Source organism: Arthrobacter sp. Leaf337, assembly GCF_001423745.1.
In the GTDB taxonomy this organism is placed as follows: domain Bacteria; phylum Actinomycetota; class Actinomycetes; order Actinomycetales; family Micrococcaceae; genus Arthrobacter.
Window position 1 is genome coordinate 25,326 of sequence record NZ_LMPC01000021.1, and the last position, 25,141, is coordinate 50,466.

The window sequence follows — 25,141 nt, forward strand, 5'->3', positions numbered from 1 at the left end:
AGGCATCAACGCCGAAGCCAGTCTTCGCTGCAGCAAGGCACATGCTGGGCAACGGAACCGACGCCCGACCCTAGGTAGGCCTCCGGCTGGGCAGACACCATATGGTCGCTTTGGCCTGGCCCGCCACCAGCGGGCACATTCCGGACCGTGATGCGGCGCGACAGCGTTTCGGCGCGGACGCGGCGCACGCGCTGGGCGCGGCCGGGGTCCTGACCGTCGAGTACCAGGGCATGACACTGTTCTGGTGGGGATTCAACACCCGCCCGGCCCCCTCGGTAACAGATGTACTGCGTGAAGTGCCGCGCGCCGACTGGATCCAACTCGCGGTCGGGCGGCCTGGCTCGGGGTTGACGGGCTTGCGTCAAAGTCATTTTGAGGCGCAGCAGGCTGCCCGCGTTGCCCGACTTTCGCCGCGGCAGAAGTTCTGGAATTACACGACGCCGGCATGCTGGCGCTGCTCATTGCCGACCCGCAGGGCGCGGCCATGTTCGTGCAGGTCCATCTCGCCGGGCTGCTGGCCAGCGACCAGAAACTGACCGATATCCGCGACACGCTGCGGCACTTTCTGCTGGCCGGTAGCAGTCGGATTGCCGCATCCCAAGCCCTGCATTTGGCCACCAACACCGTGGCATACCGGGTCAAACGAGCCGGAGAGCTCCTCGTCCGACCCATCAACGAGAACCCTGTGACCACGCTCGTGGCTCTGGAACTGGCGCACAAATTCCCGCAACTTATGGACGCGCCCGCGCTTCCGCTGTGAGGCCCCGGCGGGTCACTAGCGATCTTGGAACCGACGCCGACGCCACTGCATCAATATTCGCCACCGTCGCGGACACACCATGGACAGCGAATCAACGGGGATTCTCCCCGCCGCTCATCCACGAACTGGCCGAACAGCTGGCAGGGTCGGCATACCAATCCGTGTAGGCTGGATGGTCGGACCTTCTTCATTCTCCGACTTACCAGCCCCCAACCGCCTCATCCTGGCCGGAAGCCGCGCTGCAGGCGGTTCAATCAGACTGGATCAACGCCGAACTTGCTTTCGCGGCGGCGAACTGCCTACCGGTCCAGGGTGGTCACGTTGACATTTCCGCACCTGCCCCGTTGACACTCACCACGCCGGGAATCCAGAACGACGTCGACCGGCGCCTTCGCCTCCAACTGTTGGAGGCTTCCGTCCGCCGGTACTCCGGTGGAATGGAGGCCTGCCCTGTGCGTGACCCCCGGGCGAAAGGGTGAGTTGCGCTGGCGCACGTCCCGTACCGGGCTCCCACCGACGCCCGACGACACCCGTGGAGTCATGGACCGGCCTAACGGCACAGTGCCGCTGCTGTTGCTTATGCGGCATTCGGTCCGATGCGGTACGTCCGACGGGCGGTTTCGGAGAACAATTCACGTCGTTCGTGCGCGGACATCGGGCCGGTTATTTCGTCAAACGCCGTATATAGGGCGGCGAAGCTGGAATAGAGTCCGTCGACGGGGAAGTTACTTCCGAACATGGCCCGGTCTGGCCCGAAGGCGTCGATGGTTTCGAGGACGATCGGACGTATTGATGCGGTGGTCCAGGAATGATCGTTCGTTCCGAGGGCCGATATCTTCGTGACGACGTTTGGCTGGGCAGCCATTGCGGCCATGCCTTTACGCCAGTGCCGCAGGGATGCCGGGCCCCGTTCGATCGGCATCCCTGCATGGTCCAGGATGATGCGCGTTTCCGGGTGGTCCGCCGCCAGCCGCGCAGCCTGTTCCAGCTGATCGGGAAAGACCTGCAGGTCAAAGGACAAGCCTAATGGGGCCAGGTGCGAGAACCCCTTCAGCCATGCCGGATCGGTGATCAGGTCTGGCCGGGAAGTGTGCGTGTACCGCGGGTCGGGGTGCCAGTTGAGGATCTCCCGCACGCCTCGTACTGCTTGCAGGGCGGCCAGCCGTTCCAGGTGGGGCAGCACGGCTGGATCGGCCAAGGACGCCCTCGCTACCTGAACCGAGGGCAGGCCGTGGGCGTCGTGCACCCGCTGTACCCAGCCGGCTTCCCAGAGCGGGTCGGCTGCGCCGTTTTCGATGTGGACGCTGCCGGCCAGCTTGAAGCCCTGGGCATCGGCGAGGTAGTCGCCGAGAAGGTAACTCTTCCTGAGGGGGCGGTCATCTCCGTGATAGCGGAAAGGCTCCGCGGGTCCTTCCAGCCACGGGTATGACTGCGAGAAATCGCATAGATGGAAATGCGCGTCGATGATCTCAAGGTCAAGCATTGCCGCCCCCGCCCCACCGGCGCGCGCCGTGCTGTCCCCGGTGCAGCGGAGACAACAGGGCATCGGTGGCCGCGATCCATTCACTCATGGCCGCCGCCGGTTTCGTCGAGGGACCGACGGCCAGCAACGGACAGAGCCTCCCTTCAAGAGACCGGACACCATCAGGCTGTTGCCTCTTTCTTCTCGGACTTCTCGGGTGAGCGTTTCTTCAACAGTGGCCAGCCCTTGCTGCCTTGGTCCAGGGCCACAGCGATGACGACGACGAGCCCGGTGACGATCTGTTCATAGAAGCTGGGGACGTTGAGCAGCACTAGTCCGTTGGTCAGGGCGCCCAGGATCAGGGCTCCGACCAGAGTCCCGGCGATGCGTCCTTCACCGCCCATAAGGTTGGCTCCGCCGATCACGGCCGAGGCAATGGCGGTCAGCAGGTAAGGGCTCCCGGCGTCGGTCTGTGCTGCGTTAATTCGTGCGACGATGACCAGTCCGCCGACTCCGGCCAGCACGCCGGAGAGGGCGTAGACGGCGATTTTAACCCTGTCGACGCGGACGCCGGAGAGCCAGGCAGTTTCTTCGCTGCCGCCGGTCGCGATGACGTTCTGGCCGAATACCGTGCGGCGAAGCAGCAGCCAGCAGAGCACTGCCAGGACGGCGACGAGGATGACTGCCACGGGAACTCCCCCGACATAGCTGTTGAGCATGAAGACGAAGTCCTTGGGCACGTTATAGACGGGGCGGCCGTTAGTGACGACGTACGCGCAGCCCTGGTAGATGCTCATCGTCCCCAGCGTGGCAATGAACGGCGGCAGCTTGAGCTTGGTGATCAGTACGCCGTTGAGGGCACCGCAGACCAGGCCGAGCGCGATGCCGGCGAGCAGGGCGAGGAAGGGCGAGGTCCCGGCATTTACCATGAGCGTGGCGGAGACGATCCCGACGAAACTCGCGATGGAGCCTACGGCGAGATCGATGCCGCCGGTGATGATCACGAAGGTGATGCCGAGTCCGATGATGGCGTTGACGCTGGCGGAGACGGCGATGTCCCTGAGGTTGCCGGCCGTGAGGAAGTTTCCGTTCAACATTCCGAAGATCAGGAAGATGACAACGGCGGCGATGTAGATGCCGAGTGCCTGGAGGTTCAGGGGCGGTAGGGTGCGGCGGTTCGCCCTGGCTGGGGCGTCATGTTGTTGTTTCACGCCGGTCCCCCGGTGATGTTGGCTTGAAGTTTGTTTGGGCAGGGTGGGCTGGCTCATGTCGTCGTCCTTTCGGCGATGCCCATGGCATTGGCCACGAGGCTGTGTTCGTTGATGTCGTCCCCGGTGTGTTCGGAGACGAATTGACCCTGCCGCATTACTTTGACCCGGTCGCTGAGGGAGATGATTTCGGGAAGATCGGAGGAGACCACGATGACGGCGCTGCCGGCGTGGGCCAGCGCGTCGATGAGTTCGTAGATCTCAACTTTTCCTCCGACGTCAACACCTTTGGTGGGTTCGTCAAAGAGGAAGACCTTGGTGTTGCGCCAGGTCCATTTGGCGATGACGATTTTTTGCTGGTTGCCGCCGGAGAACTGGCGGGCGTTCAGGCGCACGTTGGCCGGGCGAAGTGACATACGTGCGGCGGCCTCTTCCGCGGCTGCTATCTGTTTGCGCCTGCTGATCAACGGTCCGAAGCCGTTGAACTGCCTGTCCGCGGTGAGCGCGACGTTTGCATAGGCCGGAACCTGCAGGACCAGCCCCTGGTGCTTGCGTTCTTCCGGGATGAACGCAATGCCGGCATTGCGGCTGTCCCTGGGCGAGCGGATTTTGCGCGGTTTCCCGTCGATGCTCACCGTTCCGGTGCTGCCCTTGTCGGCCCTGATGATGGCGCGCAGGAATTCGGTGCGTCCGGAGCCGACCAGGCCGGCAATACCCACGACTTCTCCGGCCCGGACATCCAGGGACAGGGGCTTGCCGCTCGTGGGGTGGCTGACTTCGGCGGCGGAGAAGATGACCGGGGCGCCGGGCGGCATGGGGTGCTGCCGCTTGAACGCGAGCAGTTCCCGGCCGACCATGTTCCGCACAATCTCCTGTTCGGACGTCTGGCTGATAGCGGTCGTGTAGTTGACGGTGCCGTCGCGCAGGACCACCACTTTATCGGAGACGCTCATGACTTCGGGCATCTTGTGCGAAACGTAGATGATCCCCACCCCTCGCGTGTGGGCGATCTCCCTGACCCTGGTGAGGACTCCCTCAACGTTGTGTTCGAGCATGCTGGTGGTGGGTTCGTCCAGGGCGACGATCTTCGCACCGAATGCCATTGCCCGGGCGATGGTCAGAGCGTGGCGCTGCGCCGGGCTCAATCCCTGCACTGCGGCCTTGGCATTGAGCGGAAACCCCATCTGGGCGACGTCCGCCAGAGCCTGATCAATGTCGGCGCCGGCTTCCCGCCGCTGCCGTGAGGTCCGGCCCAGAAGCAGGTTCTGTTCCACGGTCAGCTGCGGCACAATGGCAGGTTCCTGGTGGGCGATCTTCACACCCTCAGACAGTGCCTGGCGCGGTGAGAAGTGTGTCCTTCGGGTGCCATCGATGATCACCGAACCGTGGTCCGGGACGAGTGAGCCACCGAGGATGGCGAGCAGAGTGCTTTTGCCGGCCCCGTTTTCGCCGGCCAATGTGCAAATCTCGCCGCGTTCCAAGGTGAAGCTAACGTCGTTCAGGGCACGGACACCGGGGAACGACTTGGCAATATTCTGCAATTCAAGCAGTGGTGCAACCATGATCCGTACCGTCCCTCTACGGCATGCCGGTCGGGTACTGCCCGACATTGGCCGAGTCGATGATGAACGCAGGAACGTCGACCCAACCCGGAACTTTCTTCCCGGCCAGCAGCCAGAGCGCCGCATCCACACCACTGGCGCCTTCAGTCGTAGGCTGCTCACTCACGGTGGCGGTCATGGTCCCCGCCTGGATTTCCTTCTTGGCCTGGGGAATGCCGTCCGTGCCGATCAGCAAGACCTTGCCCGTGAGGTTCTTCGCGGCAATGGCAGCTGAAACACCAAGGGCCATGCCGTCGTTCTGGGAGTAGAACGCCTTGATGTCGGGGTTGGCCGTCAGCATGGCCGAGGCGATCTCCTGTGCTTTCGTCTGATCCCATTTCGCGGTCTGGGACGCAACCAGCTGAAGGTTGGAATGCTTTGCAACACCGGCTTTGAATCCCTCGCCGCGGTTAAGGGCGTTCGAGGATCCGGGATCCCCTTCGATCATGGCAACTTTGCCGCCCTCAGGCAGCTTTGCGGCGATGTAGTCCGCTGCCGTCTGGCCGATAGTTTGAGCGTCCGGGCCCACGTACACAGTTCCGGGGACGGTACCCTTGGCGTCGTTGAGGATGACGACAGGAGTGTTCTTAGCCAAGGCGTCGGTGAAGACGGTGTCCAAGCCCGTCGCCGAGATGGGTGAAGCAAGTAGCGCACTGCAGCCTTGGTTCGCAGCGCTCTTGGCCTTGTCCAACTGCTCCGTGATCGAGGATTCATCAGTCACGTCGAACGTCTGGTACTTCACGCCGAGCTTCTTCGCCTCGGCTTCAAATCCGTCCCTCTCAAAACCCCAGAACTCATTGGACAGCGTCCGCGTGATGTAGCAGAGCTTGGTGTCCGCCGACCCTGCAGGTGCCCCCAGACTGGCGGTGAGGTCCTTGATGGGTGTCTTCGCTGCCGCGTCGACGCGACTAACCAGACCCGCGGCTTGGCCTGACTGGCCTGACTGCCCGGAAGATCCCTCCGGGGTGGCACTGCACGCTGCCAGGAGGGCTACGGCTGCAGTGGCGACGGCGATCTGGGTGGCTGCCTTGGGAAGTTTGTTCATGATCTGTGTTTCCTTTCGTCTTTGGAAGGCCCGCGCGTGCGGGATTCATGCTCGTGTTTTTGGGCGACGGTCCCTAACGGGAGCACCGCCACGTTTCGCCGTGCGGCTGATGTGTCTTTCGGCTTTTGGTGTCCGTCGTGGACTCAGGCCCGGATGTTCTCGGACGCTTGTGGGGCTGTGATGGGGCCTTTGGCCAGGGGAACTCCGATGACGGTTTCGATATGGCGGACGTCATCGGGGGTGAGGAAGGATTCGGAACGGTTGCAGACTAGCCGGCCTGCCTCGTTGGCAGCCCGGAGGCTGACAGCGAATGGGTGCTCGTTGGCCATCCCCAGCACCATGGTGGCCAGGAAGCTGTCCCCTGCCCCGATGGAGTTTACGACGGGGATCGGTTCGACTTTTTCCTCGATGAGGTCGTTCCCGTTCAGGGCTACCACCCCGTCGTGGCCGAGTGTCAGCACAGGCGTCTTGGCGCCGGCTTCGCGCAGGGCATTAAGCAGCAGTCGCGTGTCGGTGTCCGGCGGGACATCCAATACGTGACATGCCTCGCTGCGGTTCATGACCACGACGTCGGCGAGCCGGAGGAGTGTCCTCGCCTCCGCATGCACCGGCGAAAGGTTCAGCACCACGGTTGAGCCGAGTTCGCGGAAGCGCGCCGCAGCGCGCCGGACGGCGGGAAGAGGGACCTCGAGGTTGAGAACCACAAATGCCGGCGGTTCGTGACCTTCGAGGTAGGCGTCGACGTCGGCGGCCGAGAGGTTCCCGTTGGCTCCCGGGACAACGACGGTGTCGTACTCCCCCTCAGGATTGACTCTCACGTGCCCTACGCCCGTGTGTGTCCGATCATCGAAGATGATGCCTTCTGTGGTGATGCCGCGCGCCCGGAGGGCATCGGCGATGAAATTGCCGAGATCGTCCGATCCGATGCGTCCCACAAGCGTGACCGTCGGATCCAGCGAAGCGATGCTCATGGCGGCGTTGAGGCTCTTGCCGCCGGCTGCCATTTCGAAGTTGGACCCCGTTGCGTAGCTCGCCGCGCTGCCGCCTGCGCCCACGTAGGCGATGAGGTCAGCGTTCAGCGAGCCGACCACGCAGATACTGGCTGACCCCACCTAGACACCCACGACTTTCGACCAGAGAACAGTTGACGAGCGCAGTGCATCTCCGTTCGGCAGGTCCGGGTTGTCCCGGACCAGTTCCCGGGCCTTGTCGATGATGGTCCCCATCCGGTCGATATTCATTTCGCATTCGGAGACAGGGTTTTCCCGTACCGGGTCAGTGTCAAAATAATACGTTCCCTCATACCCCTCGCGAATGAGGTAGTACACGAGTTCCAGTGTTTCGGCGAAGTGGATCGAGGCTACGACAAGGCCGTCGTCAGCCACGCCGTGCGAATCGTTGAGCTGCAGCCCGAACAGTTTCTGCTCGCGCAGGCACATCGCGGCTGACTGGGCCGGATTTTCCCGTGCCATCAGCAGGTGTCCGAAGTCCAGGGTCACCCCGAGGTTCGGGCGGTCACAGTCTTTGATGAGGTTCATGACGGCGCCGGTGGTGTTGAGGATAGTGCGTCCACGTGGCTCGGCAGGTTTGTACTCAATGGAAATGCGGATGTCCTGGTCGACGTCGGCGACGGCCTGCAAGCTTTCGACCATCCAGTTCCAGGACTTCATGTAGTCCATTTGCAGCGGGTATTCGTACCCGTCATGAGCGGGCCACAGCAGAACATGGTCGGAGCCGAATTCCCGGCAGAGGCTGATGGCTTCCTTCACCATTCCGACCGCCGCCTCCCGCAGCGCCGGATCGGGGTTGGTGAACCCTCCGTTGGCGAACTGTGGAGCTGGCCAGCGAAGCTGGATGCCGCGCACGTCCAGGCCGGCGCTGTCCAGGGCGGCCTTAATGTCTTCGACGGAGTGCTGGCCGAAGTGCTCCGGATAGTTCAGTTCGAGGGACGTCAGCCCCTTCACGCTTCCAGCCAGGGCGATCAGGTCGATCACGGAATCCTCGCCGCTGGGGTATTTCTTGCCCTTGCCCAAAGCAAAGGAATTGAGTCGGGTGGAGTATTTGATGTCGGTCATTGGTTCGCTTTCGATCGAGTAGGCCGCTTGGCCCGCATAGACGGCGATCGAAATTCCTGATGGAACTTCGGCTCTGAAGTTGGGCTGGTGTTGGAAGTCTACGAGCGATCTGTCCCCGCATTGGCGGGGAGATCGGGAATCTTTCAACACTGAATAATGATTCAGAGCATGCTCATCAGGCATCGAATGAAGACCGGGACAGCGAAGGCATCGTGATGCCGGGCACGTGACGCGAAGAGCCGAATGAGGCTATATTCGCATCTGAATGAATATTCACAAACGCTTCGAAAGTGACGAAATATGACGCAGGTCACTCCCCAATCATCCCTTCTTTCTGCCAGCACGGAGCAGCTTCGGCTGTTCACCAAGATCGCTGTGCTCTACCACGAGGAGGGCATGTCACAGGGCGAGATCTCCCAGCGTTTGAACCTTTCGCAGGCAAGGGTCTCGCGATATCTCAAAAATGCTGTTGAGCTCGGAATCGTACGGACATCTATAGTTCAGCCCGCCGGCATCTACGTCGGCTTGGAGAAGGCGCTCGAGGAGAAGTACCAACTCCGCGAAGTCGTGGTGGTCGATGTCATGGATGGCGCCTCGCTGGGAATGCGGCTCGGCTCATCAGCGGCGACCTACCTCGAAACCACCATCGACGCCGACGACTACGTGGGAATCTCCTCATGGAGCACGACGCTTCTGCAAACCGTGGAAGCCATGCGCTCACGGCCGAGAAAGATCGCCAAGGAAGTGATCCAACTGATCGGAGGCGTAGGCAGCCCTCAGGCACAGATTCAAACCACGCGCCTTGTTTCGCATCTCGCGGAACTGACATCGGCCAAGCCCTACTACATGGGATGCCCCGGACTCGTAGGAAACCCCCAAATCCGAGAGGCGTTCCTCGGCGACCCGGCCGTCAAAACATCCATCAAAGCCTGGGACCGCCTGACCACGCTGCTGGTCGGCGTTGGGACGTTCCCGGCATCTCCACTATGGCAGGCCAGCGGGAACGCCCTAAGCCGAACGGAAGAAAATGAACTTTCCCGCGCCGGCGCCGTCGGTGAAATATGTTTACGTTTCTTCGACATCGATGGCCAGCCCATGAAGCCTGCCATCGAAGAGCGAATGATCTCCATCGAGGCCGAAGCAATGATGCGCGTCCCCCGACGCATCGGCGTCGCCGGAGGCATGCGCAAACTGGAGGCCATCCGAGGTGCCATCACGGGAGGATGGATCAATGTCCTGATCACCGACGCCGACGTCGCAAGACAACTCCTAGAACCGCCAAAACTCTAAACGCCGCAGCAACAATCCGCCAGACTCTTGGGTCGAACTGAATCACACCGTTTGCTGGTGTGATCCCGTGGCTCCGCAGTCGATACTCCCTTATTGACTGCGGACGCTGCCACCACAGGCGGAAGGATCTCCTCGGCGGGACCCGCCTCGATAGCACCGCTGAATGGAGCAGCCCCCTCTTGGGCAGGTAACAGGTTCGAATCCCGCTCGAAGCACCCTCGTTTATGACGGCAGAACTCCCTGAGCACCGCTCTCTGAGACGTCATGCCGCCCCAGTCCCCCACCTCCATGAACCACCAGAAGCAACATTGCTGTTTGACGTCATTCTGATCCCCATCATCGCTGGGCGGGCCCTTCACGCAACCAGGGCGCGATGCGCCGGCCTCGGTCCAAAGTTTCGTTCGGCGCTCCTCCGTCGCTTATTTCCTCCCGAAACTTTGAATCGCTCCCGGTCCCCCCAAGTTGCACTCCGGACCCTCAAACCCAGCGGTGACTCCGTTATCAGAACGACGCACACATCTGACAGACACACCCGGTGCCCGCCAGTCGCTGAAGGAGAAGGACCATGGAACCGCTCACCATCAAAACCCCAGCCGACGTCCTCAGTTTCGTCGGCCACACCCTCGGATTCTGGCCACACGAAAGCCTCGTCTGCATCACACTGGACACCAACCGCATCGGCGCAACACTCAGAGTCGACCTCCCCACCCGCGAGGGCGGACTCAGCTACGCACGCACAGTAGCCGACTACCTCGCCCACGACACCAGCGCCGCCAGCGTGCTCTTCGCCGTCTACACCTCCGAAACTTGGAAACCCGGACAGCCCAAACCACACGCAGCAACCATCGCAGCACTGACCTGCGCCCTGGCCGAACGCGGAATGACCATCCGCGACGGACTCCTCGTCGGAGACAACACCGTCTCCCCCTACGACGGCGACCCCCGGGACGGACTCACACTGCCCGTGACGGCGACCCAGTCCAGCCAGATCAACGCCGAATTCATCTACCGCGGCAGCACCATCGCACCAACCAACCACATCACCCTGCCAGCCTCCACAAAAGAAGGCCGCACAGCGGACGCCGTCGACAACCGCGCGAAAAACAATCCACACGATGAACCCGGGCGAAGCGCTCGAGCAAGCCAGGACACTCTGGGACGGCATGCTGGAGGCGATCTCCTACCCCAACGACGATCAGACCATCAGCCTGATTGCCAACTTCCAGGCCCCCGCCATCCGCGACCAACTCATGGCCGACATCCCCGGAATCGACGAACCCATGGACCGGGTACTCCTGGCCCAAACACACGGCGGCCCACAATGGTCCCGGGTCGAATGGGCACAACAGCTGCTACTCCACGCCTACACGCACAGCAACACCAAACACTCCGCCCCCATCCTCACCGCCATCGCCTACGTCAACTGGTGGGAAGGCCGAGGCAGCAAAGCCCATCAATTCCTCCAACTCGCCCTCGAAGCCGACCCCGCCTACCGCTTGGCCAGGCTCAGCGACCTCATGATCGGCACCGGAATGGTCGCCGGCTGGAACATGGACAAAGACCGGGCCTTCCGGCCCTGGGGCCTCGAAGCGTCATAACCCGCAGTCACGGGGACACGGCGGCGGACGATGGCGGGACGTTCCGGAGCCAGTTCTCCACCGCCGCGTCCCACCCGTCCGGATCGGAATTCCACTCCAGCGTATGCTCCGCGCAGGGGAACGTCAGCAGCCTTGCCAGCAGCGGGCGCCAACGTCGGATGGATCAACCAACCCAGGGCTGCCCGGAAGAAGAGTCCGGATCCCACACACCTGCACCCTGCCGCCGGGTCGAACGCCGGCCACAGGCGCCTCCGGAGACGTTCCCGCTGAACCCGGATCGTCCTAGGAAACCTACGATCCAGGCCGCGAAGTCATGTCGCCTGCAACAGAGACCTGCATGAAAGTGGTGTCGGCAGAACCTTGAGGAAGGGATCAAAATGCGCGTCGAAAAGCAGGCGGTGGACAAAGTGTGGACAATGTCCACACCCCCTTTGGCCGGACAACCGACCACATTCCAGCTCCCCTACGCCATGTTAACCAGCGACGGGCGACGAATAGACTTCAAGAAATCTCGCCAAGGTCATGTCGTGAGCACAACCCCGCCCCATGAATAAGTAAAGGACCAACCCCGGCCACCACAGGAACAAGAACGGAGCCCGAGTGACCCCACATCCCAACAAGCAGAGGGCCCACCAGCCAGGACCCTGCCCCGCCACCCACACAACCGAAGAGGCGCCCGCGGCGCCAGCCACAGACCGCGGCCAATGTCAGAGGGGCCCGCAGAGGGTCAATGTCCACACATTAAAGCAAAAACCCCTCTGACGAGGGGTTATGCGTGCCCGAGGTGGGACTCGAACTGCATTCCCGGCCTTGCAAACGGTAATACTGGAATTGGTCTTGAACCGGTGTGACTCACTTGCAAACTGACGTGCCTGCGGGTGCTGTCTTCCCTGTGATCTGTCCGCCGGTTCAGGTTCCGCTATAAGCGCGTTGAGCCAGGCGGACATGACTTCATAGGAGCCTGATTCGACCAGTCCCATTACCGTTTTGTCTGCCTACCTGGCCCACGTGCCCGTCAACTGATCATTGATATCTCAGGGGCAGTTTCCATTTTGGCAAAAGAACTACTAAATGTCTTCGTCGGCGTCGACACGCATGCCGATACTCACCACGTCGCCATCATCAGCGAGTACGGCAAACCTCTGGCCGATCAGGAGTTCCTTGCCGTGGGCTCCGGATACCGCAAAATCCTGGACTTCATTGCCGGTCATGGAACGGTTGCCGCGGTGGGGGTCGAAGGAACCGGCTCATACGGTGCCGGGCTGTCCAAGGTGCTCCGCAGCGAAGGGCTCACGGTCCTGGAGGTCAACCGGCCAAACCGGGCTCAGCGTCGCCTGAAAGGAAAATCCGATCCCCTGGATGCCTACCAGGCAGCCCAGTCAGTACTGGCTCAACGAGGCCTCTCGAGTCCGAAAGCCAAAGACGGACCCGTCGAATGCCTGCGGATCCTACGTACCGCGCGTTCTTCGGCAATGAAAGCCCGCACGGCAGCAATCAATCAGATCAAGGGTCTCCTCGTGTCGGCACCGGACGCTCTCCGGGCGAAATACAGGGGGATGGCCACTCCCACCATGATCACCGCCCTTCAGCGGAGCAGGCCCTCAGGCCATGTGGCCGACCCGGAATACATGACGCTGCTGACCTTGAAAACCCTGGCCACCCGTTACCAGGCGTTGGCCGAGGAAATCACCGCCGCCGATGCTGCCCTGCAAGAAATCCTCGATTCCTATGCGCCCTTGCTCTGCGACCTCTCAGGCGTAGGACCAGACGTTGCCAGCCAACTCCTCATCACCGTGGGAGATAACCGGGGACGGATCGGAAACGAAGCCCAGTTCGCGGCACTCGTTGGGGTTGCACCCATCCCGGCATCGTCAGGAAAAACGACCCGCCACCGGCTCAGCCGAGGCGGTGACCGCAACGCAAACCGTGCCCTGCATCAAGTGGTGCTGACCCGCATGTCTTCGTGTCCACGCACGAAAAACTATGTCAGTAAACGCACCACCGAAGGAAAAAACAAGCGAGAGATCATGCGTTGTCTCAAACGCTACGTATCCCGTGAAATATACCGCCAGATATTCAACCCGGTACCGGCACCAGACATCACCGACCTACGCCAGAAACGCAAAAGCCTCGGGTTGACCGTCAACGCGGTCGCCGGCGAACTCAGCCAATGGCCCTCCATTATCTCCCGGCTCGAACGAGGCATCCTCCGCAACGACGACCTCGCAGCAAGCTACCGGAAATGGCTCGAGGAGCAAGCGACTCAAAAACCCAATTGACAACCATAGGAGCATCACTGGCAACGCCCGGAAGCATCCGGAATCCGGCCCGATACGCCCCCTGTACGACCCGATCCGAAGCCCCGAGTGTGGACATTGTCCACACGCCAATTTCCTCCGTTTCCGATCGCCGGCAATAGACGTCGAATGTACGCGGCTCTTGGTGGCCCTGGCAGAACCCTTCTGCAAAGCATCCACCAAATAGTGAGGTCCAGTTGCGGAGCCACCCTTGCAGCCCAGTTCCGGTTCGGACATAACGTTCGTCACCGCGGTGAAGTCGTCTTGTCTTCCACATCATCTACGAAAGCCACTTGAGTCGTGTATTGCTGATATAGCTGAATGGCATCTTCCAATGGGAGGCGTCCGAAGTTCAACGCCGTTTGCAGCCCCTCGAGCTGGGCATTGCAGGCCTCTGCTGCACTGACCTTTGCGGCCACTGAGTGCGAGTTAGCCAAGTTGGTCGATACAGCAGCGACGACGGACATCAACATCGCTGCCAAACAGAGCACCTGCCAAACTATGGAACTTTGTTCCAACGTCAGTGCTCCTTGGACCCCCGCAGCGAACTTGGGCCCGCCAAATGCGGGGCCCGCTGTAAAGCCCGCAGCCAACGCGCTACCCACCACGCTTGTCGTGGCCAGCCTGTTCCGACGAGGGCGCTCCTGTCGCAGAAACAGCTTGATAGCTGACTGTCGCAGCTCAATGTTCTCGGTCAGTCTCTGACGAGCCTCTTGTTCTTTCACGACTTTCTCCCCGACCCGGTGTCCATGATGCAAACCAAACCACCCGCTTGGAGAAGGGTGATCGTTAAGCACTCGTGGGATGCGTCGACATTTCGAGTGCTTGTGGCATCACCCCGTTGAGCACCATCAGAAACAGCGTCTGAGACCTCACCCAATCAAACACCTGTGGCGTTACCGACGCGTTACCGCCAGGGCGTCCATTCACGGATGGCCACTGCATTAGCTCGCGTTAACCCACCCTCATGCCGGTGATCTTGAGCAAACCTTTAGCCAACGTGGGTTGATTCCTGATTCTTGTGCAGCAGGATCAAGGCAGCCGGGGACTGCCGGTTATCGGGTGCCGTGCAAGGCCGAACGCCCAAAGCTGCTTGCGGCTGATAAACGAGTCGGACTCGGCGGCAAAAGTCCGCCGTGTTCCATTGTTTGGATGGTCGCTGATTGAAAGTAAGGTGAAATGCCATGACAAACGATGACCGTCCCTCGGATTATCTCGACGAAGGCGAGTCAGACCCGGCGTTGCCGTCCATGGGCACGCTAGTTATCCGCACATGGCACGAGCCGGACCAGACGCCAGGTTTCCGAGCCCGCCTGACCTTTAGTCAAAATCCAGGCGATAAACCGGGCACTCTCTCCACAGCCGATCCGGACGAGATCCTAAGCGTTGTGCGCCAGTGGCTGTCTGCCGAACATGGCCCTCGTAGCGAGCTCTAGGGATTTCCCCCTTGTGTACGGCTTGGCTGTAACAAAATATCCGACACGAGGCGCCTTATGGCCTCCGACGGCACAAGGTCCATATCCTCTCGCAATCTCGCTCGATACTTTTCGAAGGCCCGGAGCGCGGAAGCATTATTGCCCTGCTTCCGTTCCGCCTGGATGAGAAGTCCGACGGCACTTTCATACAGCGGTTCGAGTTCCAGTGCGGCCTCCGCGGCCTCCAGAGCAGATTCATAGTCAAAGCGCGCCAACGACTCGCGGGCAATGAGGTGGTAGGCGTGGAGCCGGTCCTGCCGCAGCCTGCCCTGTTCGAAGAGCACCCAGTCCTCATACCAGCCCGGGAGCAATTCGGCCTCCCGTAACTGATGCAGACATGAGGGGACGTTCCCATTCAGACCGACTCGGCTCAGTTCCCGGATCTGGGCGCGGACCCGGTGGAGGTCGACGTCGACCAGTTCGCTCAGCGACAGGACTGCCCCGCCATTGATGAGCAGACCGGGGACCTGCCGCGAGATGAGATGCATGCTGACGCGCAGGCTTTCGAGTGCCCTGGGCTCGCGACACTCAGGCCACAACAAACCGACGAGAAAACCTCGGGGACGGGGCCCGTTGATGGCCAGCGCTGTGATCAGCCGTTGTTGCCGCGCTGCAACGTGCACGATGTCTGCGCCGCGGCGAAGTTGCCACGACTGAAGCAGGCTCAACTGAAAACCATAGCCGTCGTTGCCCATAGGCACCCCCAAAATCCAGCGCGGGACTGAAGAGCTGGAACAGATAGCAACGACTTTCCGCAGTCAGGGGCGGGCTGTCAATGGCCTGCGTCATCTGGCAGATTCCCGAAGAAAAATATGCGTGTTCTTCAGCATCATTGGGTTTCATGAGCAACACCTGCCACGCACGGGTCCCAAACAGAGAGTCGACTCCGGAGTCTGCCAGGCCTGTGACATTCACGGCCGGTTTGACGATTTTCCTCCGGCGCCCCAACCGTTCCCCAGAATCCGAGCAATCTGATCATCCACAAGTAGGTCCGACCAATTCGCGGAAATTCTTCCCCTCCTGAGCTGTAACGCTCGGATAACGGACGAGTGTTTGGCTCTTTGTGCCAACGCTTTTCAGTTCGATCCGCAAGGCCGGCGTGCCGCGCGGCGAGACCGTTGTCATCGGCTTGGGGCGGAAGGTCGAATCCATTCATATGTAGGAGTGCCATGAGTGAGCCGGACAGCGGGACCAATTTCGAAAGCCTATGACGGGAAGGCTGATGCGGAGCATGCAATCGAAGTGGCCGCTGCTGGCCGTTACGTGAGCGTGCCTGCACCGTCTCTTCGGAAACTACCCGAAACGGGGCTGCTTTCTTACTGGGAACCGAGCACGAAAGGCCGTCACACGCCACCCGATGCCACCGACCTCCGTTCTCGAATAGTCCAAGAACAGGTGCCGACGGCGTCAATTCGACACTGGTTTTACTTGTTGCCGCAGTGTCGATGACGTGACGGCCATACCTGACGATGTTCAAGCACAGGATCTTTGCCCACCCGTACCGACCAAGCTAGAGGTGAAAGTCGACCGATTGTCCGTCAGCTCAATCGCAAGGAAAGATCATGACAACATGAGTATTCGGTCCCGAAATCGATGAGATCTTCGCCCGGTCCCGTGCAACGGAACTGCAAAGCGTGGAGGTCGCGGACGCGACGCGGACCGTCTCGGTACCGTTCCCGCCGCCATAGTGACTGGCGGGACTCGCTCCCGCTGCCCATTGTGTAATTTGCTCGGACTTTGACCGCGAACATGAACGGCGCATCCTGATCACTACCCGACATTTCTGAACGCGAGTGGTCCACACAGCACCAGGAGGAGAGCATGCCCGACCTTTTCAATAACCCAGCTTTTTACGGGATCCAGGACGGTGCCATTGAAGACGGCCGAGGTCTGCGGATCATGTACCCCACAGCCGAGAACTACGTCTTCGACGCCCCCATCCTGGACGGACCCTATCCGTTAGTGGTGTTCGCCCACGGGTCCCGCGCCGGTTCCGGCGTTCAGCTGTGCCCGACGGATGTCAGCCAGGATTACAAGCGATGGACATCAGTCCTGTATGTCCTCGCCCGGTGTGGCTTCGTCGTCGCAGCCCCAGATCTCAGCAATACACTCAGCGATCCCGTGTCGGCCTCCATTGTCCTAGAGGAAACTGTCCGGTGGATGCACAGGCACTGGGATGGACGGGAAGTGCTTTTCCGTCCATCCGTGTTTTTGGACCCGGACGAGTACCGTTTACGATCGGTTGCGGCGAAGGATCCTCGCGCTGATCTGGCGGGTGTGGGGGCGGGACTCGGGATAGGAGATGACGACACTCATTTCCTGGGAATGCCAACACCGGTCGGCGTTATCGGACACTCATGGGGAGCGCGGGCTGCGGCCCTGGCCGCAGCAAACCGTAACGTCGCGGTGGACGCTTTCGCCTCCGTTGCTGGAGCCTTCGACGACAACGAGGTAGTCAGCGCCGTCAGCAGCCTCCGGTCAACACTGCTCGTTGCAGGAGCATTGGACTCACTAAATGCCTCCTATCTCCCGCCACTTTGGACGCAGATGCCAGTACCGAAGAGCCAGGTCCTGCTCGCAGGCGCCGACCACTGGAGTTGGTTCAGCCCGGACAGCGGACTGCACCCGTGTCAGGCGGAGGACCGCTCGGCTTACTGCCCCATCGCATGGCAGGTCCTCGCAGAGGTGCTTAAGAATTTCATGGGGAAACAGCTTCTGAACTATTGGTTCGTACCTCCGTATCTGCTCGGGTCCAGTGGCGGACAACTCACGCTGATGAACCAGCTGTGGAACGATCCGAAATGCGCCCTGAGGGTGCGGTGGGATGACCCTCGGTCTGTGCCTGGCAGCGGTGACCAGACGTACGGCTTCTGGCTGGACGCACCCAGCTGGTGAGGCCACACGCCGGCGCCTGAGGCAGGCCGCAAAATACAGAAGTGCATTACCAGTGACAGCACTCAGGACCGCGTCAGACACCGCGGACAGTCCAGCTCAGGTATCAGCCACTGCGACTGGGAGGTACCAGTGATCGGAAACCACGAAAGCGCTAACGTCTTCGTCGGTTTGGAATGTCGGCAAGGGCGAGCACCACGCCATTGCAGTGGACCGGGTCGGGAAGAAGCTCTTCGACAAGGCTTTGCCCATCGACGAGGGCCGGTTGCGCGAGATCTTTAGCTCCCCGGGCATGCACGGCCGTATTCTGCTCGTGGTTGACGAGCCCGCGACGATCGGGGGCGCTCCCCGTCGCGGTTGTCCACGCCATCGGTGTCACCGTCGGATGCCTGCCCGGGCTGGCGATGCGCCGGAACGCTGACCTGCACCCGCGCGAGGCGAAACCGACGCCCGGAGGCGTTCATCATCGCCGAAGCGGCCCGAACCCCGCGGTTGACCCCACATCCCAGCAGCGGCCGGCCCATTAGCCAGGGCCCTGACCCGCCATCCACACAACCGAACAGGCCGCCGCGGAAGCTAGGCCACGGCCACAGGCCGCGACCCGCGTCAGGGGGACGTGCGGTCGGTACTCACGCTAAAGCAAAAACCCCTGACGAGGGGGAATGCTGTGTCGAAGCAGCCCCTCGCTTTCTTCGCAACGGAGCGCGCGACCCCTAGTTTTCAGGATGCATCCGAGTGCATGGAGGTCGAACGATACTGCCGCCACAAGGTCGAAGAAGACCCACGTCAACTGGACGGCCCCGAGCTGGTCGACGCATGCGAATAGGACTTCTTTGTCTTCGATCCGGACGAGGACTAAGCCACGCGAATCAGCCTAGTTGGCCCACAACCTCGTGAACCGGTTGCGCAGCCGATCCAGCCACACAGCCGCTTCCGGTGTCTCCCAGGCGAGTGATGAACCGCTCCGCATCCGCCAGGGCGGCCCCTTACTCGGCACGGTCGGAACATCAGTGTCTGCGGTAACAGCCATGTTGGATCGTTGGCGTCGGGCTCGTCTTCGTCTTCCTCGTGTCCATCGGCTCAGGTGTGGATGCGGACCGAATTGGAGCGCACGCCCGCGACGAATTCGGCTCGGTCGACGACGGCGACCACGTCGAGATCCCGGCCGTCCAGTTCGGGGTTGCGGTCGAGTACCGAGCGCAGATGGAACTGCGTATCAAACGTGCCGGAAGTTCCCGTGAGGGTCTCATCTACGACGACATCGCCCTCGGGTCCGCCCGTGATGACGATGAGCACTGGAATGCCGGAGCCTCCGGGGCTGACGTCCCCGCCCACGGCAACCGTCCCTCCACCGGATTCCGCCCAGATGCGCACGCGGCAGGCGAACTTGGCCTTGCACCGGGCGGTCAGCCCGCCGATGGGCGAGAGGAATTCGCCCGGCTCGATCCCGTCGACGGTCTCGGTGTATCGCCGTTCGAGGAATCCGTCGATTCGCACATCGATCGGAGGCTGTTCCACATAACGCCCGACGTCGTCGGGTGCCGCGATGACGACATCGACCATCCGCTCGCCGTGTCCCTCGACCCACACCCACTGATGCGGAATCTGCACAACGTAGCCATCGGAGTGCCCAGTGACCCGTACACGCAGATGAATGCGCTGGCGCTCAGCAGACGGGTTTCGAACCGCGACCGGAAGCGTAAGAGGATGCACCGGGCTGCCTGCCGAAAGGTCGAACTCGGAGATGTTCTCCTGCGCTTGGTTGTTGCCGCCCGTGACCTCGCCCAGCTGATGGGTGGCAACTACTTTCAGGCAGGTGTGCTCACCGACTTGTGGCACCCACACCGTCGTTGCGTCGAAGCTTGAGCCGCCCGCGATGGAGCCCACCGTGGCCGTTCTGATCGGCGCCCAGCTTCCGTTGTCGCCCACACCCGGAGGGGTGACGGAATAGAACGTCACCAGGACGTTGGTTGCCCCATCCGTCCCGTCGTTACGGATGCGGCAGTAGAAGTCGTTCTTGGCATTAACGAGCGGCTTGTCCCCGCTTCCCTGCGGGCGGCCCTCGGCATCCAAGGGCTGGTCGTACACGCCGTCCTGGTTGCGGTCAATCCAAATGTCGGGCGTCTGGTAGTAGTCATCCCATGGCTGGATGCGTAAATCGAACTTGCCGGCCGGATCGTTTGGGACATTCTGTGCCCACTCGATCCTCACCTTGCAGATCAGAGGCCACGCCTGGATGTTGTCGTCGACCACGGTGATCTTGAGGTCGCGCAGCGGATCGACGACTACGTCGCCAGTGCGCAGCACGTTCGGCGCGTGCGCGAGGGTGATGAACCGGGTTTGCTGGTTGTTGTTGACCGTGTCGAACAGCACGCGTGTGACGATGACCCCTCCACGGTTCGGGTTCGCCCCCCCGTCGAGAGGCAGAATCGGGTCGAACACCAGCCCGGTCGTGCCCGGGCGCTGCCTTACCTCGACGAAGTACGCCAGCGAAGGCGTGACGATGATCTTCAGTAGGTGATACCGGCCCTGAACCGTGTTCTCGGTAGTGCCGTGCGCTTGCAGCTCGACATCGAAGGTGCGGGGGTTGCGGTCCCACTCGACGCGCCCGATGTTCGTCTGCCCGCTCAGGTTCTCTTCGTCCGGGTTCGACGCGTGCGCGTCAGTGAACCACCCCAGGTTCTCTAAATTCGAGCCACTGAACAGTGCGTGAAATTTGTCGTGGGATCCCATGATGTCGAACGCGGCGGCCGTCGCCTCGGCGGGGTCGATAAGTTGGGACGCGTATATGTCCTCCTCGAGGAGGGCACCCGACGCGAACTTAGGATCGATGATGTTGTGCCCGGTCTCGTGCGCGAGGCGGCCCCAGTCGGCTTCCTCGTGAACCATGATGTAGGCGGTGTCCTTGCTGAGGGTCTCGTTAATGCTGAGTCCCGCCGCGGAAAACATAAACGTCTTGGCGCTCATGTTTCCCCACGCGCGCGCAAACTTTCCGCCGGTGTTGCACGTCACGGCGATCATGTCGGGCTCAGCGGCGGCAATCTCGGTCTTGTAGAGCTGGACTGCCTCAGCGACCAGCCGTGCCTTGTTCCAGAAGTTCTCGTACTTCTTGTCGGTGCCGTCGGGGTTCTTTTCGACCACAAAATTGCCCGTGTCGTCCGTCTCGAACACTGCGTGGCCGTTCGAGTCGTAAACCTGGTTGCCGCTGGAATCGAGCTCCCGCTTCAGCTCGAAGGTCCAGTGGTAGTCCAGTAGATTGCCGCTGAGCGTCTTCCAGCCTGCGGCCACCTCGGCGCTGACCGAGCACTTCGAGTAGCTCGCCTGATCGTAGTACGTGGCGACCGAAGCCCCGGGGCTGTTCCAGTTGTCGTCGACCGTTGTGAGTACGCTTGTCGCCGGCGTCGCCAGATCGGCCGGAGACACCAACGCGACGAAGACCGAGCCGCCCGACTTCGGCAGTCCCTCCTCGCCAAGTACCGGCGCGGGGGCTACATCAGACAGCACTAGCGGCGGCCCGTCGTCGAAGTACCCCGGGCTCTCGTTTAAGGTGAACGTGCCTGCGTCAAGGACGTCGGGGCCGACCCTGACGATAACGGAGCCGTCCCGGGTGTCGGGGTGCGTGAGCACACGCAGCCGATGGTCCGAGTGCTCCAGCACTGTCGCTGGCGCACCACCAGCCTCGACAGTAACCGGTGTCGCCCAGTCCCCGAACCCGCTGCCCGAGAGAACCAGCACGTCGCCGCCGTGTCCAAGCAGGGGCGAGAGGTCGGAGACGACGGGCCCTGGAGGCACAGGTGCAAGGTCGTAGACGATGACCTCACGGAGGCCGCTGATCACCACCCGATCCCGCACCATTCCGATGCTCGTGGGCTGCACGTCCCCGGCGTCGAACAGCGGCGCAGTCACACCGGCAGAGTCAATCTGCTCCACTCGGCCGCCTGTCCCCGGTTCCGCATGCAGCAGGAGCGTCTCGCTGTCGTCCGTCCAGGTGAGGCGGCCCGGACTCTCAAACGCACCCGTGAACGGTGAGATCACTCCGCCCAAAACATCGACCGCGAGGATTTCAGCCGGTCGCGAGACGTAGGCAAGCGATCCGTCCGCGCGCGCTGCGAGGCCCACCCCGTTGTCGAGAACGCCCGACAGACGCGAGACGTCACCCGTCGCCGGATCGATCTCGATGAGGCATCCCTCCGGCCCCGTTTGCACAGCCCACACAGTGGCCCGCCCAGGAACCCAGGCGATCTGCCCGGCCGTCCCGAAATCCTCAGCGACGAGCTGAGGCGCCGAGCCTGGCGAGGACAAGTCGAGCAGGTAGAGGCGGCCATCACGTATGGCCACGAACACGGCGCGACCGTCACTGGTGACCGCAAGATCAACGGCCCCGCGCAATTCGCCGGTGAGTGTCAGCACCGAGCGGTCCAAGCCGAGGCTCGACACCCGACCCGAGATCTCGGCGACATAGACCCTGTCGTCAATCGGGTTGTATCGGCATCCGCTCGTCGGAGTCAATCCATCTGCGATAGTCAAGCCCGTGACCATTGCTGCCTCCCAAATCATCTGCTGGTTCCCTGAGGGTCTGAACGTTCCGGAGTGACAGGTCCGCTGGCTGGGTAGGCGGGTCCACGTTTGGCTCGCTCATCCTGCCAGTGTCGGAGGACGTCGTTACTATGGCGTTACTGACGGTGAGAGTGTCAGCCGTATGGTCGGCGGCCGCCCCCTGCTTCTTGCCATCGTGAAGCACATGAACTTTCGGCCCAGGGTGGAGGGATCCGTTCGCGCGCCGGTGCAGCCAGTCCTCAGGGTGCACGGTCTTCGCGCAGACGGTCGATGATCTGCATGTCCCTCTGTCCGGGTGTGGATCCTCGACCGCGGACACCTCGACCCCGCTCGCGCGGCCGTCGTCGTGCCAAAGCAGAACCTGAACCAGACCCGCAAGCCGCGGCGGGTCCACCTCGAAGGCGAGCGGGCGCTCGGTGCCCATAGGAAGCAAGGGCGCATCGCCCGCGACCTCCATGTCGAAAACACACGCCGCAGAACTCCCACTCGGTCGTCCGGCTGGCCGCGAACTGCGCCTAAAGGACCGCGGCTGGGTCCCCTGCGTGCGCGATGATTTGGTCAAAAATGTGAAGCTGCCCCGGCGGTTGAGAGGGTCGGACCGTTTGTGCACTTCGGCCTTGAAGTCCTTTCTCCGGAGATGGCCGCTCCTAGCTGTTCAAACGGCACGATGGCGCAAAGACCTGCTGACGTCTTCTGGGTGCTTGGATTGTCGTTGGCAGCTGATCGTCGGGGTTCGTCCCCGGCCTGCGCAGCCTTGTCGGCACTCAGGCCGGGTTCGACGCCGCCGGGTATCAGTTCGCGCAGGAGCCGGTGCAGGCGGATGAGCAGCACGGCGCGTTCATGGCCCAGATCATCGCGACCTGTCAGCCAGCATTGAAGCACATCAGATTTTCGGCGTCGAGCTCAATGACGCGGAAATCAGCGGCTCCCTTTTCGAAGACACCCGCGACAACCGCCGCCTGCGCGGACAAGGTGACCAAGATGTCCCCCGGGTTCATTAGGACGGTGAAATCCATCGGTTTTGAAGGTCCTGGGGCGTGGAGATCCTGTCGGATGAACATCGTGCACTTCCCGTTGCGGAGGCACTTCAGCAGGCCCCAGCCACAGCAGTGGCTTGCTTTCCAACGCACTAAAGCGCTGGCCTGCTAAGTCCCACTAAGAAAGCCGAAGCGGCGACGGGTTATAGCACCCTGAGCCGCCGCGAAACATTCAGCTCCTCACCGCCGCAGCGCGCGTGGATATCTTTGGGGCCATCAATCCCCCAATTTGGAAAAGGCGACTGACCCCCTGGACCTGAGACGCATCAACGACTGAACCTACTGACCGGATCTAGCATCGAGATACGGCAGCAGAGCAGTCCCGTCAGTAGCGGCTACGTTGACGCCATTTCCGACGACAGGACCATCCTCTGGCTGCGCCCTCCTGCGCGAAACAGGAGGCTGTTCGAGAAGGCTGAATTCTATGAGGCATGGGCAACAGAAGGCCGCACGGGTCTCCACTACGAGGCCACGAAGGGCCTCGGCCGCCGGAACGAGTAGAACCCTGCGAGTAAGGAGTCGTCGTCGGTTACTCTCCCAACGTGATCACATGGTCGTAGGCGTGAGGCGGGTCCCATCCGGTAGATAGGCATCGCCGCTGTCGGGCGTCGCCCATCCAAGAAACCTTCTCCGCCCGACGGAGAGTCTCCACCGCGTTGGATCCGGCGCCGTGTCCCGCAACAGTGATTCGGTGCACGAGGCAGAGCAGTGCGTTCCGAGTCCTGGAAAGAGAGTCCGGGCTCTGCGTGGAGGCCGTGGCCGAGTGTTTCGCCTAATGCGTCTGTCGACCCTCGCCTTGCGGACATACTCCGTGTTCCATTTACCCGCGCTGATCCACCGGCCGTTTCCGGTCATCCACGCCAGCCTGCTCATGGCCGTTGAAGAGCAGGCTCAGAGAGACATGCATATGGGCCGCGCGGCCGAGTTTGGACACGTGTGACGGATCAACCAAACCAGGACAGCCCGGAAGAAAGTCGGGATCCCACACACCTTCACGCTGTCGACGGATCGTTCACCGGCCACAGGTACGCCACGAGAGGTGCCCGCCGACAGGAACGTCCCACGTAAACCAACGCTCTAGGCCGCAAAGTCATGTCGTCTGAAACAGAGAACTTCATGAAGTAGTGAAGGCAGCGCCAGGAGGAGGGGATCTAAATGCAGGCCGAAGAGCCGCCCGTGGACAGGGTGTGGACAATGTCCACACCCCCTTTGGCCGGACAAACACCTGATGAGCGGAGGCTGCCTGGATGGCAGGAAGCAGCTATCCGAGGAAAATCCTGGAAGAGGCTCCGGCTTGGTCATGTCGTCACCACAACTCTTGGCCATGAATGAGTGACGGCCAATAACTGGACCCCACATCCCAGCATGCGGAGTGCCCACAAGCCAGGACCCTGATCCCGCCACCCACATAACTTCACAGGCCACCGCAGCGCCAGCCATAGACCGCGGCCAGTGTCAGAGGAACCCGCCGAGGGACAATGTCCACACATTAAAGCAAAAACCCCTCTGACGAGGGGTTATGCGTGCCCGAGGTGGGACTCGAACTGCATTCCCGCCCCTGCAAACGCTGGGAAATCCCGAAAACATCCCCAATCCAAGCCAGTCCGGTACCGGTACGGCCGGGTCCGAAGGCAAATTTGTGCACAATGTGCACACCCCCTTTTGCCCACTTCTCTGCCCCATGCAGCCGACCAGCCCGTTGATCCAGAACTGCTCCTGCGCGTTTTCTCCCCTCGCCCTCCCCAGGTGTCCTGTCTCAAATAAGTTGGCCCACGAAAACCCCGGAAACTCGCGGTTGGGCCAACTGTAGTGAGACATATTTTCTCCGATTTGTCTCACTACAG

The 25,141-nt window shown here is 61.7% G+C and carries 17 protein-coding genes and 2 pseudogenes; 9 read left to right on the forward strand and 10 right to left on the reverse strand.

Annotated elements, in window-relative coordinates; genetic code table 11:
• The first annotated feature begins 86 nt into the window (after nt 1-86).
• Complete coding sequence (locus tag ASF98_RS25175) at nt 87-536, forward strand: hypothetical protein (protein WP_442854040.1); 450 nt, start codon at nt 87-89, stop codon at nt 534-536.
• Nucleotides 446-760, forward strand: a complete 315-nt coding sequence (locus ASF98_RS14680) for a helix-turn-helix domain-containing protein (protein ID WP_055803062.1) — start codon at nt 446-448, stop codon at nt 758-760. The genes ASF98_RS25175 and ASF98_RS14680 overlap by 91 nt, the downstream gene beginning before the upstream one ends.
• Before the next feature lie 577 nt (nt 761-1,337).
• Here the strand turns inward: ASF98_RS14680 and ASF98_RS14685 are convergent.
• From ASF98_RS14685 to ASF98_RS14710, 6 genes are all read right to left on the reverse strand, one after another.
• Complete coding sequence (locus ASF98_RS14685; RefSeq protein WP_055803065.1) at nt 1,338-2,243, reverse strand: amidohydrolase family protein; 906 nt, start codon at nt 2,241-2,243, stop codon at nt 1,338-1,340.
• A 161-nt stretch (nt 2,244-2,404) separates the two neighbouring features.
• Nucleotides 2,405-3,490: an ABC transporter permease gene (locus tag ASF98_RS14690; RefSeq protein ID WP_082506866.1), complete on the reverse strand. Its 1,086-nt coding sequence runs from the start codon at nt 3,488-3,490 to the stop codon at nt 2,405-2,407.
• Nucleotides 3,487-4,992 (reverse strand): sugar ABC transporter ATP-binding protein, encoded by a 1,506-nt coding sequence (locus ASF98_RS14695; protein WP_055803067.1) that lies wholly within the window; start codon nt 4,990-4,992, stop codon nt 3,487-3,489. The genes ASF98_RS14690 and ASF98_RS14695 overlap by 4 nt, the downstream gene beginning before the upstream one ends.
• 16 nt (nt 4,993-5,008) lie before the next feature.
• A complete protein-coding gene (locus tag ASF98_RS14700) occupies nt 5,009-6,076 on the reverse strand; it encodes a sugar ABC transporter substrate-binding protein (RefSeq protein WP_055803069.1) in 1,068 nt (355 codons plus the stop codon).
• Between the two features lie 143 nt (nt 6,077-6,219).
• Complete coding sequence (locus ASF98_RS14705; protein WP_055803071.1) at nt 6,220-7,188, reverse strand: PfkB family carbohydrate kinase; 969 nt, start codon at nt 7,186-7,188, stop codon at nt 6,220-6,222.
• Nucleotides 7,189-8,151, reverse strand: a complete 963-nt coding sequence (locus tag ASF98_RS14710) for a sugar phosphate isomerase/epimerase family protein (protein WP_055803073.1) — start codon at nt 8,149-8,151, stop codon at nt 7,189-7,191. It abuts the gene before it with no gap.
• Between the two features lie 300 nt (nt 8,152-8,451).
• On the opposite strand from ASF98_RS14710, the gene ASF98_RS14715 reads away from it, so the two are divergent.
• The 4 genes and pseudogenes from ASF98_RS14715 (at nt 8,452) to ASF98_RS14725 (ending at nt 13,318) form a co-directional block, all read left to right on the forward strand.
• Nucleotides 8,452-9,441, forward strand: coding sequence for a sugar-binding transcriptional regulator (locus tag ASF98_RS14715; protein WP_055803075.1), 990 nt, complete (start codon nt 8,452-8,454; stop codon nt 9,439-9,441).
• A gap of 565 nt (nt 9,442-10,006) precedes the next feature.
• Nucleotides 10,007-10,420, forward strand: a pseudogene (locus ASF98_RS25035) (DUF4192 family protein); the annotation flags it as partial.
• Between the two features lie 136 nt (nt 10,421-10,556).
• A complete protein-coding gene (locus tag ASF98_RS25040) occupies nt 10,557-11,039 on the forward strand; it encodes a DUF4192 family protein (protein ID WP_268760431.1) in 483 nt (160 codons plus the stop codon).
• Between the two features lie 1,052 nt (nt 11,040-12,091).
• Entirely contained in the window at nt 12,092-13,318 is a 1,227-nt protein-coding gene (locus ASF98_RS14725; protein ID WP_055803078.1) for an IS110 family transposase, read from the forward strand.
• Between the two features lie 263 nt (nt 13,319-13,581).
• Here the strand turns inward: ASF98_RS14725 and ASF98_RS14730 are convergent, their stop codons facing one another.
• A complete protein-coding gene (locus tag ASF98_RS14730; protein WP_235506034.1) occupies nt 13,582-14,061 on the reverse strand; it encodes a hypothetical protein in 480 nt (159 codons plus the stop codon).
• Between the two features lie 459 nt (nt 14,062-14,520).
• Between ASF98_RS14730 and ASF98_RS24190 the strand changes: the two genes are divergently transcribed.
• Complete coding sequence (locus ASF98_RS24190; RefSeq protein ID WP_156372422.1) at nt 14,521-14,772, forward strand: hypothetical protein; 252 nt, start codon at nt 14,521-14,523, stop codon at nt 14,770-14,772.
• Here the strand turns inward: ASF98_RS24190 and ASF98_RS14735 are convergent.
• Nucleotides 14,769-15,506: an AfsR/SARP family transcriptional regulator gene (locus tag ASF98_RS14735; protein WP_055803082.1), complete on the reverse strand. Its 738-nt coding sequence runs from the start codon at nt 15,504-15,506 to the stop codon at nt 14,769-14,771. The genes ASF98_RS24190 and ASF98_RS14735 overlap by 4 nt on opposite strands.
• A gap of 1,126 nt (nt 15,507-16,632) precedes the next feature.
• Here ASF98_RS14735 and ASF98_RS14740 point away from each other — a divergent pair.
• Nucleotides 16,633-17,706 (forward strand): hypothetical protein, encoded by a 1,074-nt coding sequence (locus ASF98_RS14740; RefSeq protein WP_055803084.1) that lies wholly within the window; start codon nt 16,633-16,635, stop codon nt 17,704-17,706.
• A 52-nt stretch (nt 17,707-17,758) separates the two neighbouring features.
• Nucleotides 17,759-18,189 (forward strand): annotated as a pseudogene (locus ASF98_RS23770) (IS110 family transposase); the annotation flags it as partial.
• A 594-nt stretch (nt 18,190-18,783) separates the two neighbouring features.
• Here ASF98_RS23770 and ASF98_RS14745 read toward each other — a convergent pair.
• The gene (locus ASF98_RS14745; protein ID WP_156372423.1) at nt 18,784-22,230 is read right to left on the reverse strand and encodes an IPT/TIG domain-containing protein; all 3,447 of its coding nucleotides are present in this window, start codon (nt 22,228-22,230) and stop codon (nt 18,784-18,786) included.
• An 893-nt stretch (nt 22,231-23,123) separates the two neighbouring features.
• On the reverse strand, nt 23,124-23,276 hold the full coding sequence (locus ASF98_RS24195; protein ID WP_156372424.1) for a hypothetical protein: 153 nt from the start codon (nt 23,274-23,276) through the stop codon (nt 23,124-23,126).
• Nucleotides 23,277-25,141: the final 1,865 nt, after the last annotated feature.

Excerpts from the sequence above, each read along its gene's own strand:
- ASF98_RS14680 (WP_055803062.1), top strand. The coding sequence starts at position 446 with ATGCTGGCGCTGCTCATTGCCGACCCGCAGGGCGCGGCCATGTTCGTG.
- ASF98_RS14685 (WP_055803065.1), bottom strand. The coding sequence starts at position 2,243 with ATGCTTGACCTTGAGATCATCGACGCGCATTTCCATCTATGCGATTTC.
- ASF98_RS14690 (WP_082506866.1), bottom strand. The coding sequence starts at position 3,490 with ATGAGCCAGCCCACCCTGCCCAAACAAACTTCAAGCCAACATCACCGG.
- ASF98_RS14695 (WP_055803067.1), bottom strand. The coding sequence starts at position 4,992 with ATGGTTGCACCACTGCTTGAATTGCAGAATATTGCCAAGTCGTTCCCC.
- ASF98_RS14700 (WP_055803069.1), bottom strand. The coding sequence starts at position 6,076 with ATGAACAAACTTCCCAAGGCAGCCACCCAGATCGCCGTCGCCACTGCA.
- ASF98_RS14710 (WP_055803073.1), bottom strand. The coding sequence starts at position 8,151 with ATGACCGACATCAAATACTCCACCCGACTCAATTCCTTTGCTTTGGGC.
- ASF98_RS14715 (WP_055803075.1), top strand. The coding sequence starts at position 8,452 with ATGACGCAGGTCACTCCCCAATCATCCCTTCTTTCTGCCAGCACGGAG.
- ASF98_RS25040 (WP_268760431.1), top strand. The coding sequence starts at position 10,557 with ATGAACCCGGGCGAAGCGCTCGAGCAAGCCAGGACACTCTGGGACGGC.
- ASF98_RS24190 (WP_156372422.1), top strand. The coding sequence starts at position 14,521 with ATGACAAACGATGACCGTCCCTCGGATTATCTCGACGAAGGCGAGTCA.
- ASF98_RS14735 (WP_055803082.1), bottom strand. The coding sequence starts at position 15,506 with ATGGGCAACGACGGCTATGGTTTTCAGTTGAGCCTGCTTCAGTCGTGG.
- ASF98_RS14740 (WP_055803084.1), top strand. The coding sequence starts at position 16,633 with ATGCCCGACCTTTTCAATAACCCAGCTTTTTACGGGATCCAGGACGGT.
- ASF98_RS24195 (WP_156372424.1), bottom strand. The coding sequence starts at position 23,276 with ATGGATTTCACCGTCCTAATGAACCCGGGGGACATCTTGGTCACCTTG.